Genomic DNA, 16,869 nt, shown 5'->3' on the forward strand with positions numbered 1-16,869 from the left:
GTGAGGGGCCGGTCGCCTGTGCGGCCGGCCCCCGGTCGTCCGTGTGTGTGCTGGCTATCCGTGCTGGTAGGCCACCATCGAGATGCCCACGTAGTGCGCGATGAAGGCCGCCAGCGTCAGCGAGTGGAAGACCTCGTGGAAGCCGAACCAGCGCGGCGACGGGTTCGGCTTCTTGATCCCGTAGATCACGCCGCCCACGCTGTAGAGCAGCCCGCCGACCACGACGAGGACCAGGACCGCGATGCCGCCGGTCCGCATGAAGTCGGGCAGGAAGAAGACCGCCGCCCAGCCCATCGCGATGTAGCACGGGGTGTAGAGCCAGCGCGGCGCGCCGACCCAGAACACCCGGAACGCGATGCCCGCCGCCGCGGCCGCCCACACCGCCCACAGCAGGGGCCGGGCGGTGGACTCGGGGAGCAGGAGCAGCGTCAGCGGGGTGTAGGTGCCCGCGATGATCAGGAAGATGTTCGCGTGGTCCAGACGGCGGAGCACCGCCTCGCCGCGCGGCCCCCAGGTGCCGCGGTGGTAGACCGCGCTGACACCGAACAGCAGGCAGGCGCTGAGGACGTACACGCCGCAGGCGATCCGGGCCGTCGTGCTGTCGGTCAGGGCGATCAGGGTGATTCCGGCGATCAGCACCGCGGGGAACATCCCGGCGTGCAGCCAGCCGCGCATCCGTGGTTTGACGGGGACGGGGTCGAGTACGACGGGGCCCGGGGTCGCGGCGCTAGCGGCGGCGTCAGTCATATCCGCATGCTACCTACGCCACCGTAAGTAGTGGATTTGGGGCGCAAATGAGTGGCGATGCTCACGTGTGAGCCCCCCTGGACATATGGGCGGAACGGCCGGATGATCAAATGAGTGCAGTCGGCACCGGATGAGCGCCAGGGGAATGAGAAGGGCACGAAGCATCCGGGTCGCAGCCCCCACGGGGCCTCTCGACAACTGACACCCTCAACTAGGAGCGATCGTGGCGCGCGACATCGCGGCTCCCCTCACCGTCCCCACCCACCACCAGGAGCTGGTCTCCTGGGTCGACGAGATCGCAGCGATCACCCAGCCGGACCGGGTGGTCTGGTGCGACGGCTCCGAGGCCGAGTACGAGCGCCTGTGCGGGGAGCTCGTGGCCAAGGGCACGTTCACCAAGCTGGACGAGATCAAGCGGCCGAACTCGTACTACGCCGCGTCCGACCCGAGCGATGTCGCCCGCGTCGAGGACCGTACGTTCATCTGCTCCAAGGAGGAGAAGGACGCGGGTCCCACGAACCACTGGAAGGACCCCGCCGAGATGCGGGCCATCTTCACCGGGGAAGAGGGAAACGGCTTCACGGGCGAGCGGGGCGTCTTCCGCGGGTCCATGCGCGGGCGGACCATGTACGTCGTGCCCTTCTGCATGGGGCCCGTCGGCTCGCCGCTCTCCGCGATCGGCGTCGAGATCACCGACTCCGCGTACGTCGCCGTCTCCATGCGCACCATGACCCGCATGGGGCGGGCCGTCCTGGACGAGCTGGGCGCCGACGGCTTCTTCGTGAAGGCCGTCCACACCCTCGGCGCCCCCCTGGCCGAAGGTGAGCGGGACGTCCCGTGGCCCTGCAACACCACCAAGTACATCTCGCACTTCCCCGAGGACCGCGAGATCTGGTCGTACGGATCCGGCTACGGCGGCAACGCCCTGCTCGGCAAGAAGTGCTACGCCCTGCGCATCGCGTCCGTCATGGCCCGCGACGAGGGCTGGCTCGCCGAGCACATGCTCATCCTGAAGCTCACGCCGCCGCAGGGTGAGTCCACGTACGTCGCCGCCGCGTTCCCCTCCGCCTGCGGCAAGACCAACCTCGCCATGCTGGAGCCCACGATCCCCGGCTGGACCGTGGAGACCATCGGCGACGACATCGCCTGGATGCGGTTCGGCGAGGACGGCCGCCTCTACGCGATCAACCCCGAGGCCGGCTTCTTCGGCGTCGCGCCCGGCACCGGCGAGCACACCAACGCCAACGCCATGAAGACCATGTGGGGCAACTCCGTCTTCACCAACGTCGCGCTCACCGACGACGGCGACGTCTGGTGGGAGGGCATGACCGAGGAGGCGCCCGCGCACCTCACCGACTGGAAGGGCAACGACTGGACCCCCGGGTCCACCGCGCCCGCCGCCCACCCCAACGCCCGCTTCACCGTGCCCGCCGGGCAGTGCCCGATCATCGCGCCCGAGTGGGAGGACCCCAAGGGCGTGCCGATCTCGGCGATCCTCTTCGGTGGCCGCCGCGCCTCGGCCGTCCCGCTGGTCACCGAGTCCTTCGACTGGCAGCACGGCGTCTTCCTCGGAGCCAACGTCGCCTCCGAGAAGACCGCCGCCGCCGAGGGCAAGGTCGGCGAGCTGCGCCGCGACCCGTTCGCCATGCTGCCGTTCTGCGGCTACAACATGGGCGACTACATGAACCACTGGGTCAAGGTGGGCGCCGACAAGGCCGACCAGTCGAAGCTCCCGAAGATCTACTACGTCAACTGGTTCCGCAAGAACGAGGCGGGCAAGTTCGTCTGGCCCGGTTTCGGCGAGAACAGCCGCGTCCTGAAGTGGATCGTGGAGCGCCTGGAGGGCAAGGGCGAGGGCGTCGAGACCCCGATCGGCATCCTGCCGGCCAGGGGTGCGCTCGACACCGAGGGCCTGGACCTCTCCGAGTCCGACCTCGACTTCCTCCTCACGGTCGACAAGAAGGTCTGGCGCGAGGAGGCCGCCCTGGTCCCCCAGCACCTCAACACCTTCGGCGACCACACGCCCAAGGAGCTGTGGGACGAGTACCACGCGCTCGTCGAGCGCCTGGGCTGATCCCGGCGCCCCTCCCGAACCCCGCGGCCGGGTCGGTCGGGCATCCGCCCTGACCGGTGGGGCCGAACGACCCGCCGCGGTACGGGGCCTGTCCTCACCGACAGCCCCGGAGGGCCGTCCCCGACCAAGGACCCCCTCCCGGCCCCCGGAACCCCTCGCGGTTCCGGGGGCCGCTCCGTTCATCGCCTCGTCAAGTCCTGTTCGCGGAGAACGTCCATGCATCGCCCTATGCTTGCGCACCGGATCTTCACTCTTGTTGACTCACCCTTCACAAGGCGGCCCGCTCGACACGGAGGCCGCGAAGAGTCCGTGGGGGGACCTCAGTTGAAGATTTCTCGGCACCGCGTACGTACGGCGGCGACCCTGACCGCACTCACCCTCGGCACCGCGGGCCTGACCGCGCTCGCCGCCCCGGCGGCGATGGCGGCCGGGGAACGGGTGGCCAAGCTCCCGATCTCCTCGTACTCGGCCATCGTCGTCGACTCCGCCCACCAGCGGGTCTACATCAGTGACGACTCCCGGTCCCGCAGTGCGGGCCAGGTCCTCATCTACAACTTCCAGGGCGAGAAGGTCGGTTCGCTCGCCACCGACACCTCGCCCTCGGGGATGGCGCTCAGCGCGGACGCCTCCGAGCTCCATGTGTCGCAGTCCAACGGCATCCTCTCCTTCGACACACAGACGCAGGCCCGCACCGGCCAGGCGTACGCCAACTACGTCGTGGAATGCCCGCGCGACGTGGCTTTCGCCGGCGGAAAGCGGTGGTACACCGAGGTCGCGGCCGTCAGTGACTGCGATACCCGGTCCAGCCGGCTGTACCAGGCAGAGGGCCCCGGGGTCGTCAACACCGGCTGGAGCGAAGCCGGGCGGCTGCGGCTGTGGAGCGGCCCCGCGGCGCCCGGCCGCCTCATCATGGGCCAGCCGCGCACCGCGGGGGCGGCCAACCCGTTCCTCACCACGTTCGACGCGACCGGCAGCACGCTCGTACGCGGGCCCGAGCGCCGGTTCGCGGGCGGCGACGGCAAGGGGGCGCTGGATCTGGTGGACGTCGCGCAGTCCGTTGACGGCGCGCGGATCGCCGCCGCCGACGCCGCCGCGGGCACCCGGCTGCTGGACGCCTCGGACCTGTCCGACGCCCCGGTCCAATACCAGCCGCTGCCCGACGGGGCCACGGCTTCGGCCCTCGCCTACAGCGGCGACGGGAAGTACCTCGCGCGGGGGGCCGCCGCTTCCGGGGGGACCGCCGACCTGCTGGTGCAGGCGGCCGACCCGGCGGACCGCACGGCCCCGCTGGAGTTCGCCTTCGACGGAGCGCTGGAAGGCGACCGGGTCGCTCCGCGCGGCCTCGGCTGGTCGGGGGACGGTGCGCGCCTCTTCGCCGTCACCGCCAACGCGTACGGCAACGAGTACTGGCTGCACATCATCCAGCCCCCGGCCGCGCAGCACGACTCCCGCTTCACCGGGGCGCTCAGCACCACCCCTGGACAGCCGGTGGTCGGCGAACCTCTCGGTATCCGGGGGCGGTTGGAGCTCGACGGCCCCGCGCCCACCGAGCCGGTGAAGGTCTCGGCGGTGCGCCACGACGCGAACGGCGACCGCAGGCTCGCCGCCGTCGAGGTCGCCGCGGACGGCTCCTTCACGGTCCTGGACGTGCCCGGGCTCGTCGGCGACGCCACGTACACCGTCTCCTTCACCGGAGACCTTACGCGTCGCCCCGCCCAGGACATCACCCTCACCGTCGCCGTCGCCAAGGCGCCGACCGCGCTCGCGCTGACCGCTCCGGCGGAGAGCGTGCAGGGGCAGGGGCTGGAGATCACCGGCAGGCTGACCTGGCAGGGCCGCGCCCTGCCGGCCGGGGTCACGCTGTCCGTGGAGCGCGCCGACAAGAAGGGGGCCGGTGTCCTGACGTCGGCGGCACTCGCGCCCGACGGCACGTTCCGGATCAATGACCTGCCGCGCACGACCGGTCGGGTCACCTACACGGTCGGCTACGTGGGCGACGAGCTGCACAGCGGCTCGACGGCGTCGGCGACCGTACGGGTGCGCAGGGCCGGCTGACCCGGCTTCCCGCCGGGCGGGTGGCGCCCGGTCCGCGCGCCTCGACGGCACGCGGACCGGGGCCGTCAGTGGGCGCCGACCAGTTGCCCGGCGGGATCGGCGAGGGCCGCGGTGTGGGCGTCCATCCGTTCGGCGGAGAGGATGGCGGCGGTCGTGTCGGCGCGGGACGCCGCCACCAGCAGCGCGCGGCCCGCGAGGGCGTGGGCGCGGCGGTGGAGGTCCGTGGGGGCGGCGTCGGTCAGGCCGGCGTGCCGGGCGGGCGGGGCGCCGCGCAGCCGGGCCACCTGCTCGGCGACGCGGTCGCCCGCCGCGGTGAGGCCCAGCTCGTCGGTGACCGCGAGGAGGGCGGCCAGGTGCCCGGCGAGCTGGATGTCCAGCTCCTCCTCGCGGCTGCGGCGCGGAAAGTCCGCGTCGTCGGCCGGGGTGTGGACCGAGGGGCTGCGGATCGGCTCGTACATGGATGGCCTCCCGATGGTGCGTGGAACCATCCTACATTGGAATCAGTCTAAAGTTATGCATGGTCCGGAACGGTGATCGTCCCACGGCTGTCCGTGACCGGCTACGGCTGTCCGTGACCTGCTACGGCTGCCCGTAGCCGTCCAGGAAGGTGCCGATCCGGGTCACCGCGTCGGTCAGGTCCTCGACCGTCGGCAGCGTGACGATCCGGAAGTGGTCGGGCTCGGGCCAGTTGAAACCGGTGCCCTGCACGACCATGATCCTCTCGGCCCGCAGCAGGTCCAGCACCATCTGCCGGTCGTCCTTGATCTTGTAGACCTTGGGGTCGAGCCGGGGGAAGAGGTACAGCGCCCCCTTCGGCTTCACACAGCTCACCCCGGGGATCGAGGTCAGCAGGTCGTACGCCACATCCCGCTGCTCCAGGATCCGGCCGCCCGGCAGCACCAGGTCCGTGATCGACTGCCGCCCGCCGAGCGCGGTGGCCACCGCGTGCTGCGAGGGCATGTTGGCGCAGAGCCGCATGTTGGCGAGGATCGTCAGCCCCTCGATGTACGAGGTGGCGTGCGCCTTCGGTCCGCAGACGGCCATCCAGCCGGAGCGGTAGCCGGCCACCCGGTAGTTCTTGGAGAGCCCGTTGAAGGTCAGCACCATGATGTCCGGGGCCAGCGCCGCCGTCGGGGTGTGGGTCGCGCCGTCGTAGAGGATCCGGTCGTAGATCTCGTCGGAACAGACGATCAGGTTGTGCCGCCGGGCGATCTCGGTGAGACCGCGCAGCATCTCGTCGTCGTACACCGCACCGGTCGGATTGTTCGGGTTGATGATCACCAGGGCCTTGGTGCGGTCGGTGATCTTCCGCTCGATGTCCGCGAGGTCCGGCATCCAGTCGGCCTGCTCGTCGCACCGGTAGTGCACGGCGCTCCCGCCCGCCAGCGAGACCGAGGCGGTCCACAGCGGATAGTCGGGAGCCGGTACGAGCACCTCGTCGCCGTCGTCCAGCAGCGCCTGCATCGACATCTGGATCAGCTCGGAGACGCCGTTGCCCAGGTAGATGTCCTCGACGTCGAGGTCGATGCCCTTGGTCTGGTAGTGCTGCATCACCGCGCGGCGCGCGGACAGCAGGCCCTTCGCGTCACCGTAGCCGTGCGCGCCCGCGACGTTGCGCAGGATGTCCTCGAGAATCTCCGGCGGGCACTCGAACCCGAACGCGGCAGGGTTGCCCGTGTTCAGCTTGAGGATGCGCTGACCGGCCGCTTCCAGCCGCATCGCCTCCTCCAGCACGGGACCCCGGATCTCGTAACAGACGTTGGAGAGCTTCGTGGACTGGATGACCTGCATGTCCGCGAGCTTACGGCGGCGTTTCGCGAGGTGCGCGGGATTGCTCCCGGCGCACTCCCTCCGGGGCGCCTCCCCGCTCCGTCCCGTCTTCCATCGCCATGCCCGCCGCCGCCCCGGACCGTGGGATGGTCCGGTCGGGACGGCGGCCCGGCTTGGAAAGGAGGCATGGGCGCCCGTGGCGGGTGAGATGCGCCACGCGGGGTCCCCGCGCGGGGGCCCGTCCGGGCCGGCGCGCCCGTTCCGGCGGACGTCACCGGGGCAGCCGCGTACCGGCGCGCCGTTCCGGCGGCCGGGCACCGTCACTCCGGGAGCCGGACGCCTTCCGGGAGCCGGATACCGAAGTCGTCCGCCAGGACGCGCAGCGCCTCGTCGCCGTCCTTCAGCCGCCGCTCCTGGATCGTGCCGTCGTCGGCCGTCTCCACCAGGTCGAGCCCCGACAGCGCGAGGTGGGAGCCGATCCGGGTGCGCATCGCGTACAGCGCCTGCCGGAACGGTGAGCGCGGGTGTGTCGCGATGTACCAGTTGATCACTTCGTAGTCCGGCTTCTCGTTCGGGTCCAGGGTGAAGTCGTACTGCGGCTCCCATGACCCGCCCTGGTCGGCCTGGAGCTCCCACAGCGGCAGCGGACCGCGGTGCGGTGCGTGGACCAGTCGGTGGCGGCGCGGCGCGTCGGACAGCTCGGCGCCCTCCACCAACTCGATCGGCTCCAGCAGGGCTTCGACCGCCCCGAACCCGACGTCCGCCAGATACGGGTGCGGTTCGCCCGCCACGTCCACCCGCATCAGCATGTGCGTACGGGGCCGGATGTCGCCCGGCGCCGCGCCCAGCACCACCCGGGCCGTCAGCGGTGTCACGGAGAAGCCGATCCGCCTCAGCGCGGCGGAGAAGAGGGTGTTGTGCTCGTAGCAGTACCCGCCGCGCCCGCCGTGCACGAGCTTCGCCTCCAGGTCGTCGAGCGCCAGCGACGGGGCGGAGCCGAGGACGGCTTCCAGGTTCTCGAACGGGATGCCGATCAGATGGGCGCGGTGCAGGGACCGCAGCACCTCCAGCGTGGGGCGGGGATTCCCGGTCCAGCCGATGCGGGCGAGGTACGCGTCGAGATCGAGTGTCATACGCCGACCGTACGCAGCCGGGGCGCGGGCGCGCCTCCGGCCGCGGACCGAAGCGCGCGACCGGACGGCCTCGGTCCCCGGACCGACACCCGGGGGACCGAGACCCGGGGGACCGGGCGCGCGCACCGGTCCCGCGCACCGGGGCGGCCGGGAGGGACATCTCAGATCTTGCTCAAATCAGGTGAGAGCCGCGACGGGCCGGGTAGCGGTGATTCCATGAACATGTTCCGGAAGCCCCAGCCCCTCCCCGTGCTCGTCCTGCGCGAAGCCTCCGATGTCGTCGCCGGGCTCCGGCGTGCGCTGGAGACCGCCACGGACGCCGAGCGCCCCGGCCTGGAACGCGCCCTCGTCCTGGCCGAGGACGCCGCCGCGCGCCCGGAGGCGGAGCTGCGCGGCCGGTGGGTGCGACAGCGGCTCACCGCCGCCGGACACGAGGGGCCGGCGGACTCCGTGGCGGCCGTCAAGATCCTGCGCCAGGCCGAACCCGGTCTCACGCTGCTCCAGGCGGTGACGTACGCGAAGGAGGCGGAGGCGGCGGGGGCCTGAAGCGGAACGGGGTCCGGTGCTCGGGGCGGGCGACACCTGCACACCGGGGCGGCGGCAGTCGTAGCACCGGACGGATCTGCCCCCTTGTGATGGCCCGACATCTGCGCGAGCATGCGCATGTCAAAGATCGGAAGATCTCCGGCCCTTGGCATCACTGGAGGGGACCCCCACATGAACAAGCCTCTCGTCGGTGCGTTTCTTGCCACCCTGCTCCTGGGAGCGGGTGCCGCGCCCGCCCTGGCGGCCGAGCCCGCCGGAACCGCGAGCGAGGTCGTGGCCGAAGCCGCACCGCGGACGAAGTACGCCGCACCGGACACCGCGCCCGCGGCGAAGGCCGTGACCTTCGCCGGGACCGTCGCACTCAGCAACTGTTCGGGCTCCGTGGTCCGTACCCCCGACGCCGCCCCCACCGACCCCGCCCTCGTACTCTCCAACGGGCACTGCATGGAGTCCGGCTTCCCGGGCCCCGGCGAGGTCGTCCTCGACCGGCCGTCCTCCCGGACGTTCACCCTGCTCAACGCCTCGGGCGGCGGTGTCGGCACCCTGAAGGCGAGCAGGATCGCGTACGGCACCATGACCGACACCGATCTCTCACTCTACGAACTCACCAGCACCTACCGGCAGATCGAGGACCGCTACGGCATCCGGGCGCTGGAGCTGGAGACCGCCCACCCGACGGCGGGCACCGCCATCACGGTCGCCTCCGGCTACTGGAAGCGCACCTACAGCTGTGACATCGACGGCTTCGTCCACCAGCTCAAGGAGGGCCGGTGGACCTGGAAGGACTCGGTCCGCTACACCCCGGAGTGCCGGACCATCGGCGGTACGTCCGGGTCGCCGGTGATCGATGACGCCACCGGCAAGGTGGTCGCGGTCAACAACACCGGTAACGAGAGCGGCCAGCAGTGCACGGACAACAACCCGTGCGAGGTCGACGAGAGCGGCCGGGTGACCGTCCGTAAGGGCATCAACTACGCCCAGCAGACGTACGACATGGTCCCGTGCATCGGGGCCGGCAGCAAGATCGACCTCGCCCGTGCGGGCTGCGGGCTGCCCAAGCCGTAGCCGTAGCCGTAGGTGATTCCGGCGCGCGCCGGGCGGTCCTGTCCACTATCTGGGCCGCCGGGCGCGCGCCGCCTCGATCCCGTCCAGCAGCATTCCGAGTCCCACCCGGAACGTCTCCCGGGCCTCCCGCTCCGGATACGGCATCGCCTCCGCGCCCCCTTCCGTGCCCGGGTACGGCTCCACCGGCCCGTCCGCCTCCAGCCGGCTCACGGCGGGGAAGCGCTCCGCGAAGTCGGGGACCAGCTCCATCAGGGCCGTCGAGCGCGCCGCCCACCATTCCTCGTCGGAACTCCCGGTCGCCGCCGCGGCCAGCCGGGCGTCGGCCACCGCCTGCGCCGAGCCCCGTACGTAAGGGAACAGGGTCCCCACCAGCCGCCGCAGCTGCCCCGCCTCAAGGCCCGTCGCCCGCAACAGGACGATCAGCGTGTCCAGGCCCGCGTACTCGTGCGGCCCCAGCACCGGCCGCGCCTGGGAGACCTGGAGCACCCAGGGGTGCCGGACGTAGAACTCCAGGATCTCCCCGGCCCAGGCGGTGAGCGCCGCCCGCCAGTCCGTCGCTGCCTCCGGCCGGTCCGCCGGTAGTTCGGCGTGGACGGCGTCGTACATCAGGTCCAGCAGCTCGCTCTTGCCGGGGACGTAGGTGTAGAGCGCCATCGCCGTGCGCCCGAGTCGGTCGCCGACCGCGCGCATCGACAGGGCCCCCATCCCCTCCTCGTCGGCGAGTGCCACGGCGGCCGCCACGATCGCGTCGACGCTCAGCCGGGGTCTGGGGCCCGGGCCGCCGCGCGTGGGGGGCGGGGTGGTCGCGCGCCACAGGAGGGAGAGGGAGCGACGCGGGTCACCCTGTCCGGCGAAGACCACCACATGCGACTCCTTACGATGTAAAGTAATGCCTGACGGAGAATTCATTACGCCGTAAATTATCAGTGAGAGAGGTCGGGTGCGATGGGTCAGGCACTGCCGGTCACCTATGTGCGGGTCACGGACGTCGAGCGGATCACCCCCGGGACGGCGAGGGTCGGCTTCACCGCCGACGAACTGCCCGACCTCCTTCAGGACCGCCCCGACCAACAGCTGAAGCTCTGTCTGCCACGCGCGGGGCAGACCGTGCCCCGGCTGCCGGAGCAGGACGCCGACGACCCGTACGGCATGCGCTGGTACGAGGCGTTCCTCGCGATCCCGGATGCGGAGCGGCCCTGGATGCGCAGTTTCACCGTCCGCTCCTACGACCGCGAACGCAACGTGATGACCGTGGACTTCGTGCTCCACGGCGATGGCGGCCCCGCGTCCCGCTGGGGTGAGACGGCCCGGACCGGCGACGTCCTCGGTATGGTCGGCCCCTCCTCCCTCTACGCCCGGCCGCTGCCCGCCGCCCGGCGGATGCTCCTCGCCGGGGACGAGACGGCGCTCCCGGCGATCGCCACGGTGCTGGAGGCGCTGCCCGCCGGTACCGGTGCCGTGGTGTTCGCCGAGGTGGCGGACGCGGCGGAGGAGCGTGAGCTGCCGCCCGCCGCCGGCGGGTCCGAGGTCCGCTGGGTGCACCGGGAAGGGGGCGGCACGCTGGTGGCGGCGGTACGGGAGGCCGGACCGGAGCTCGACGGGGTGGACGCTGCCTGGGTGGCGGGCGAGGCGTCCGCCGTCCGGGCGCTCCGCCGCCACCTGGTCGAGGACCGTGAACTGCTTAAGGCGGCCGTCGAGTTCAGCGGCTACTGGCGGCGCGCCCTCACCCAGGACGACGCCCCCACCGAGGAGGACCTCGCCTGGGCGGCGGAGCGCGCGGCGGACGCTTCGTAGGACGCGCGCCGGGCGCTTCGGGGAGCCGGGCGGCGGACGACTCGCAGGGTGCGCGGCGGACGCTTCGGAGACTCCGGGGAACCGTGCGCCGGGCGCTTCGCGAACCGCCCTCAGGCGGCCCCGGCGCCCGCTCCCCGGACCGCCCGGCCCGCCAGCACCGAGGTCCGCCTGCCGTCCTCGATGACGAACCGGCCGTCGATCAGCACATGCGGGATGCCGACCGGGAGCGTGCGCGGCTCCTCGAACGTGGAGCCCGCCGCCACCGTCTCGGGGTCGAACAGCACCAGGTCCGCGCGGTACCCCTCGCGCACCAGGCCCCGGTCCGCGAGCCGCAGCCGGGCGGCCGGGCGCGAGGTCAGATGGGCGACGCACTCCTCCAGCGAGAGAATGCCCAACTCCCTGACGTACCGGCCGAGATACTGCGGGAACGTGCCGTACGCCCGAGGGTGCGGCTTGTCGCCCTGGAGGATGCCGTCGCTGCCTCCGGTGTGTACCGGGTGGCGCATGATCTGCCGCACGTTCTCCTCGTGTCCCACGTGCTGGAGGATCGTCGTCCCGAGCCGGTCCTCGGTGAGCAGCCGCCGCGCGGTCACCCAGGGCTCCTCGCCCCGCAGGGCCGCCGAGTCCGCCACCGTGCGCCCCACGTACTCTGCCAGGTGCGGTGTGCCGACGCCGGAGATCTCGATGGTGTCCCACTCGATCGGCACCCCGTGGCAGCCGTCCGAGCCCAGCACCTCCAGATGGTGGCGGATGCGCTCCGCGCTCTCCGTGTCCGCGAGCCGGGCGAGGATCGCGTCCGGTCCGCCCTCGCTCGCCCAACTCGGCAGCATGGCCGCCAGGGTGGTGCAGCCGGGGGTGTACGGGTACGTGTCGAGCGAGATGTCGGCCCCGGCCGCGAGCGCCCCGTCGAGCAGGGCGAGGAGATCCGGCGCCCTGCCCTTGTTCACGCCGAAGTTCATCGTGGCGTGGGCGAGGTGCAGGGCGCAGCCGGCGTTCCGGGTGAGCCGCACCATCTCCTCGTACGCCTCCAGCGCTCCGGCCCCGTAACTGCGGTGGTGGGGGCAGTAGTAGCCGCCGTGGCGGGCCACCACCCGGCACAGCTCGGTGAGTTCGGCGTCGTCCGCGTACATCCCGGGCGTGTAGGTGAGGCCCGAGGACATGCCGACCGCGCCCTCCCGCATGCCCTGGTCCACCAGTTCCCTCATCCGGGCCAGCTCGGCCGCGGTGGCGGGGCGGTCGTCCCAGCCCACCGCGTACATCCGGACCGTGCCCTGCGGGACGAGGTAGGCGGCGTTCACAGCGATGCCCTGGCCGCCGAAGTTCCGGTCGAGCCGGTCCAGATAGCCGCCCACGGTGCGCCAGTCGAAGTCGATGTCGCTCCCGTCGCCGTTCCAGCCGGTGATGGAGCGGCGGACCTCGGCGAGGGTGCGGTCGTCGGCAGGGGCGTACGACAGCCCGTCCTGGCCCAGCACTTCCAGGGTGACGCCCTGCGCGGCCTTCGCGCTGTGGTCGGGGTCGCGCAGCAGCGCCAGGTCGCTGTGGGCGTGCATGTCGATGAAGCCGGGGGCGAGCGCGAGGCCGTCCGCGTCCACGGTCCGGGCGGCGGTGGGGCGGGGGCCGGGGGAGCCCTCGGGGTGGATCTCGGCTATGCGGCCGCCGTCGAGGGCGACATCGGCGCGGTAGGAGGGCGCGCCGGTGCCGTCGACGACGAGCGTGTCACGCAGGACCAGGTCCATGGGTCACCTTTCCGATAGAGGGGGGGCGGGGCCGCTGTTCTAGAAGAACGTGCGGATGTAGTCGGTGACCGTGCCGTCCGCCGTGACCAGCGGGATCAGTTGCCACTTGTCGAAGCTGGTGCAGGGGTGCGAGAGGCCCATGCCGACCCAGTCGCCCACCTCCAGCTCCGCGCCCGCCTCCGTGCGCACCCAGGTGTGCTGGTCGGAGAGACCGGCGACGATCACCCCGGTGGCGGGCCGGACCGAGCCGTCCCGGCCGGAGCGGACCACCTGCGCCTCGGGCAGGTCGAGGTCGTACGCCGCGTCGCGCTTGCCCGCGTTCAGGAACGCCTGCTCGCCCGAGGGGCGGGAGACGACCTGCGCCCAGAGACGGAAGGCGGGCTCCAGCGCACCTTCCTCGGGGACGCGGTTGAACGGGGTGAGGTGCTTGTAGTGCCCGTCGTCGTGCGAGACGTAGGCGCCGGAGCGGAGCAACTTCAGTACGGAGGAGCTCAGTTCGGGGATCTCCGCGAAGACGTCCGCGACCGCGTCGAACCAGGCGCTGCCGCCCGCGCTGACGATGATCTCGTCGACCCCGGCGAACCGCCCGTCGCCGTCGAAGGTGGCCGCCAGCGCGACGAGCCGCCGCAGCCACGCCCGTACCCGCTCGGGGTCGGCGTCCGGCACCTCGCCCTCGTATCCGGCGACGCCCACCAGTCGCAGGGAGCCGGCCGCCGCCACCGCGTCGGCCACCGCCGCGCAGTCGGCCTCCGTGCGGGCCCCGGTGCGCGCGCCCTCGCCCGCGCCCAGCTCCACGACCACGTCGACCGGGCGGGTGGCGCCCGCCGAGTTCAGGGCCTCATCCATCAGCTCGACGCCGCGCACGGAGTCGACGTAACAGACGAAGCGGAACTCCGGGTCGGCCGTCATCTCGCCGGCCAGCCAGCGCAGGGCGACGGCGTCGACCAGCTCGTTGGCGAGGAAGATCCGCCCGATTCCGTACGCCCGGCAGACCCGCGCCTGGTGCGGCACGGCGGCCGTGATGCCCCACGCGCCGCGCTTCAGCTGGTCGACGAAGAGCTGGGGGGACATGGACGTCTTGCCGTGCGGGGCGAACGCGAGGCCGTGGCGTTCGGCGTACGTCTCCAGGAGGTCGAGATTGTGCGCCACCGACTCGGCGGAGAGCGCGAGGACGGGGGTGGTGAACCCGCCGGTGAAGAGGTTGCGCCGTTCGGCGGCCAGGGCCCCGACGGTCAGGCCCTCCGCGTCCGGCGGCAGGGCCTTGAAGCGGTGGTCGACGCGTTCGTCGGCGAGGCCGGACGCCAGGGACGCGGGGGAGACGCCGGGGGCGGAAGGCGCGGGGGTGGCGGTGTGACCGGTGGGGCGTTCGGCTGCCAAGGGGAGCTCCTCGAAGTTCGTTGCAGCATATGCAACACCCATTGCGTATATCGCTCAACGCTGTCTAACATCCGAGCCGATGCCCGGTCAATGGTGACCACCGGCCCGCACGCCGATCAGCGAGGAGCCCTCCAGTGTCCGGACCCGCAGCAGGGAAGGCCGACGCCGCCACGGCCACCGATGTCGTCTGTCTCGGTGAGTCCATGGTGACGTTCCTGCCCTCGCAGCCCGGCCGCCTCGCCGACGTGCCCTCCTTCGGGCGGGGGATCGGGGGCGCGGAGTCCAACGTGGCCTGTGCGCTCGCCGCCGCCGGGCACCGGGCGGCCTGGGTCGGCCGGGTCGGCGCGGACGGCTTCGGCGACCACCTCGTCGAGACGATCGCGTCGTACGGGGTCGACACCTCGGCCGTCCGCCGTGACCCCGTCCGCCCCACCGGCATCTACTTCCGCACGGCCACCGACCGGGGGACCGACACGCACGAGGTCGCCTACTACCGGGCCGGATCGGCCGCTTCCGCGATGTCCCCCTCGAACGTGCCGTACGAGGACCTCCTCGCGGGCCGCGTCCTGCACCTCTCCGGGATCACGGCCGCACTGTCCGCCGACTGCCTGGAGCTGCTGCGGGATCTGACGGCCGCGCGGCCGGACCGCCCGTTGGTGTCGTTCGACGTGAACCACCGGCCGCATCTGTGGCGGGGCGGCGACGCCTCTGTGCTGCTGGAGCTGGCCCGCCGCTCCGACCTCGTGTTCGTCGGCGAGGACGAGGCGGAGGAGGCGTGGGGGATCGTGGGCGCGGAAGCGATCCGGGCGGCGCTGCCGGAGCCGGCGGTGCTGGTCGTGAAGCGGGGGAGTGCGGGCGCGACGGTGTTCTCGGGGCTCCGCCCCGGACCCCGCCCCTCGACCGCCGAAGAGGCTCGGAACGCCGAAGAGGTTCGGACCGCCGAAGAGGCTCGGAACGCCGGAGAGGTTCGGACCACCGAAGAGGTTCGGACCACCGAAGAGGCTCGGAACGCCGAAGAGGCTCGGAACGCCGGAGAGTCCGAGAACGCCGGAGAGCCCGAGGACGCCGACACCGTCACGCTCGTCCCCGCCCTCCGCGTCGACGTCGTGGCCGCCGTCGGGGCCGGGGACGCGTTCGCCGCCGGGTTTCTCTCCGCCACCCTGCGCGGGCTGTCCGTGCGTGATCGGGTCCGGCACGGGCACCTCATGGCCGCCGCCGTCCTCACCGTCCCCGGCGACCTCACCGAACCGCCCGCCCGCGACCACGCCGACCGCCTCGCGGCCCTCGACGACGAGGCCTGGGGGAGACTTCGTCTCGGCCCCGGCTGGACCGCAGCCGACCGGGCCGCCGAGGAGGTACGCACACCATGAGCCAGACCGTCGACCGGGCACTGAGCATCCTGCCGCTGCTCGCCCAGGGACCCGCCGACCTCGGGCAGGTCGCCGAGCGGCTCGGCGTCCACAAGTCCACGGCCCTGCGTCTGCTGCGTACGCTCCACGAGCACGGTCTCGTCTACCGCCAGGAGGACCAGCGCTACCGCCTCGGCGCCCGGCTCTTCGCGCTCGCGCAGGAGGCCGTCGAGAACCTCGACGTCCGCGAGATCGCCCACTCCCACCTGATCGCGCTGAACGACCGGTGCGGGCACACCGTCCACCTCGCCGTGTACGAGGAACAGGAAGTCCTCTACATCGACAAGGTCGAGAGCCGCTACCCGGTCCGGATGTACTCACGGATCGGCAAGCCCGTGGCGATCACCGTCGCCGCCGTGGCCAAGCTGCTCCTGGCCGACCTCACCGAGCCCGAGCGGCGCGTCATCGCCGAGAAGCTCGACTACCCCATGTACACGTCCCGTTCGACGCCCAACGCCGCCGCGTTCCTCAAGGAACTCGCCGTCGTCCGCGAACAGGGATGGGCCACCGACCTCGGTGGCCACGAGGAGTCCATCAACTGCATCGGCGCCCCCATTCGCGGCGCGGACGGGCGGGTCGTCGCGGCCATGTCGGTGTCCGCGCCCAATGTGGTCGTCACGGCCGAGGAACTCCTCACCCTGCTCCCGCTGGTCCGGCGCACCGCCGAGACCATCAGCCGGGAGTACTCCGGCACCACCCGACCCAAGAAAGCCTGATCAGCCATGACCGAGAAGACCGCCCTCACCCCCTCCACCCACACCGCCCCGCCCGCGAAGTTCTCGCACGGCGTGAAGAAGGGGAACATCCTCCAGGTCGCCGGCCAGGTCGGCTTCCTCCCCGCAGCGGAGGGCCAGGCCCCGACTCCCGCCGGTCCCACGCTCCGCGAGCAGACCCTCCAGACCTTCGCCAACGTCAAGGCGATCCTGGAGGAGGGCGGCGCGAGCTGGGACGACGTGATGATGATGCGCGTCTACCTCACGGACGTGGACCACTTCGCGGAGATGAACGAGATCTACAACACGTACTTCGCCGAGCAGAACCTCAAGGAGGCCCCCTCGGCCCGGACGACGGTCTACGTCGGGCTGCCCAAGGGGCTGCTCATCGAGATCGACGCCCTCGCGGTAATCGGCTGACCATCCCGGCCCGCTGACCATCCCAGCCCG

The 16,869-nt window shown here is 71.9% G+C and carries 15 protein-coding genes; 8 read left to right on the forward strand and 7 right to left on the reverse strand.

From position 1 onward, the window contains the following. Positions 1-54: 54 nt before the first annotated feature. Positions 55-747, reverse strand: coding sequence for a PAQR family membrane homeostasis protein TrhA (gene trhA, locus ACZ60Q_RS15865; RefSeq protein ID WP_469633965.1), 693 nt, complete (start codon positions 745-747; stop codon positions 55-57). A 223-nt stretch (positions 748-970) separates the two neighbouring features. On the opposite strand from trhA, the gene ACZ60Q_RS15870 reads away from it, so the two are divergent. Together ACZ60Q_RS15870 and ACZ60Q_RS15875 are read left to right on the forward strand one after the other, a co-directional pair. Then, the gene (locus ACZ60Q_RS15870) at positions 971-2,821 is read left to right on the forward strand and encodes a phosphoenolpyruvate carboxykinase (GTP) (protein ID WP_469633968.1); all 1,851 of its coding nucleotides are present in this window, start codon (positions 971-973) and stop codon (positions 2,819-2,821) included. Positions 2,822-3,145: 324 nt separating this feature from the next. Continuing rightward, positions 3,146-4,876 carry an Ig-like domain repeat protein gene (locus ACZ60Q_RS15875; RefSeq protein ID WP_469633971.1) on the forward strand — a complete coding sequence of 577 codons (1,731 nt, stop codon included), beginning with the start codon at positions 3,146-3,148 and terminating at the stop codon, positions 4,874-4,876. Positions 4,877-4,941: 65 nt separating this feature from the next. Here the strand turns inward: ACZ60Q_RS15875 and ACZ60Q_RS15880 are convergent, their stop codons facing one another. The 3 genes from ACZ60Q_RS15880 to ACZ60Q_RS15890 form a co-directional block, all read right to left on the reverse strand. Then, the gene (locus tag ACZ60Q_RS15880; protein ID WP_469633975.1) at positions 4,942-5,334 is read right to left on the reverse strand and encodes an SCO4983 family protein; all 393 of its coding nucleotides are present in this window, start codon (positions 5,332-5,334) and stop codon (positions 4,942-4,944) included. Between the two features lie 121 nt (positions 5,335-5,455). Then, positions 5,456-6,667 (reverse strand): pyridoxal phosphate-dependent aminotransferase, encoded by a 1,212-nt coding sequence (locus ACZ60Q_RS15885; RefSeq protein ID WP_469633978.1) that lies wholly within the window; start codon positions 6,665-6,667, stop codon positions 5,456-5,458. Positions 6,668-6,966: 299 nt separating this feature from the next. Further along, complete coding sequence (locus ACZ60Q_RS15890; protein ID WP_469633981.1) at positions 6,967-7,779, reverse strand: arylamine N-acetyltransferase family protein; 813 nt, start codon at positions 7,777-7,779, stop codon at positions 6,967-6,969. A gap of 216 nt (positions 7,780-7,995) precedes the next feature. On the opposite strand from ACZ60Q_RS15890, the gene ACZ60Q_RS15895 reads away from it, so the two are divergent. After that, positions 7,996-8,325 carry a hypothetical protein gene (locus ACZ60Q_RS15895; RefSeq protein WP_469633982.1) on the forward strand — a complete coding sequence of 110 codons (330 nt, stop codon included), beginning with the start codon at positions 7,996-7,998 and terminating at the stop codon, positions 8,323-8,325. 171 nt (positions 8,326-8,496) lie between these two features. Beyond that, positions 8,497-9,390 carry a S1 family peptidase gene (locus ACZ60Q_RS15900; protein ID WP_469633984.1) on the forward strand — a complete coding sequence of 298 codons (894 nt, stop codon included), beginning with the start codon at positions 8,497-8,499 and terminating at the stop codon, positions 9,388-9,390. Between the two features lie 45 nt (positions 9,391-9,435). Here ACZ60Q_RS15900 and ACZ60Q_RS15905 read toward each other — a convergent pair whose 3' ends face one another. After that, a complete protein-coding gene (locus ACZ60Q_RS15905; protein ID WP_469633987.1) occupies positions 9,436-10,254 on the reverse strand; it encodes a TetR/AcrR family transcriptional regulator C-terminal domain-containing protein in 819 nt (272 codons plus the stop codon). Positions 10,255-10,335: 81 nt separating this feature from the next. On the opposite strand from ACZ60Q_RS15905, the gene ACZ60Q_RS15910 reads away from it, so the two are divergent. Beyond that, the gene (locus ACZ60Q_RS15910) at positions 10,336-11,184 is read left to right on the forward strand and encodes a siderophore-interacting protein (protein ID WP_469633990.1); all 849 of its coding nucleotides are present in this window, start codon (positions 10,336-10,338) and stop codon (positions 11,182-11,184) included. Between the two features lie 110 nt (positions 11,185-11,294). Here the strand turns inward: ACZ60Q_RS15910 and ACZ60Q_RS15915 are convergent, their stop codons facing one another. Further along, complete coding sequence (locus ACZ60Q_RS15915) at positions 11,295-12,920, reverse strand: N-acyl-D-amino-acid deacylase family protein (RefSeq protein ID WP_469633992.1); 1,626 nt, start codon at positions 12,918-12,920, stop codon at positions 11,295-11,297. Positions 12,921-12,959: 39 nt separating this feature from the next. Next, positions 12,960-14,297 carry an alanine racemase gene (locus tag ACZ60Q_RS15920; protein WP_469633995.1) on the reverse strand — a complete coding sequence of 446 codons (1,338 nt, stop codon included), beginning with the start codon at positions 14,295-14,297 and terminating at the stop codon, positions 12,960-12,962. A gap of 134 nt (positions 14,298-14,431) precedes the next feature. Here ACZ60Q_RS15920 and ACZ60Q_RS15925 point away from each other — a divergent pair, with 134 nt between their 5' ends. From ACZ60Q_RS15925 to ACZ60Q_RS15935, 3 genes are read left to right on the forward strand one after another with little or no spacing between them, the layout of a single operon-like run. Continuing rightward, complete coding sequence (locus ACZ60Q_RS15925) at positions 14,432-15,667, forward strand: sugar kinase (RefSeq protein ID WP_469633998.1); 1,236 nt, start codon at positions 14,432-14,434, stop codon at positions 15,665-15,667. Then, positions 15,664-16,422: an IclR family transcriptional regulator gene (locus tag ACZ60Q_RS15930; RefSeq protein WP_265599637.1), complete on the forward strand. Its 759-nt coding sequence runs from the start codon at positions 15,664-15,666 to the stop codon at positions 16,420-16,422. The genes ACZ60Q_RS15925 and ACZ60Q_RS15930 overlap by 4 nt, the downstream gene beginning before the upstream one ends. A gap of 6 nt (positions 16,423-16,428) precedes the next feature. Then, positions 16,429-16,839 carry a RidA family protein gene (locus tag ACZ60Q_RS15935; RefSeq protein WP_469634001.1) on the forward strand — a complete coding sequence of 137 codons (411 nt, stop codon included), beginning with the start codon at positions 16,429-16,431 and terminating at the stop codon, positions 16,837-16,839. The last annotated feature ends 30 nt before the right edge of the window (positions 16,840-16,869 follow it).

It is taken from the genome of Streptomyces sp. NPDC104313 (assembly GCF_055583985.1).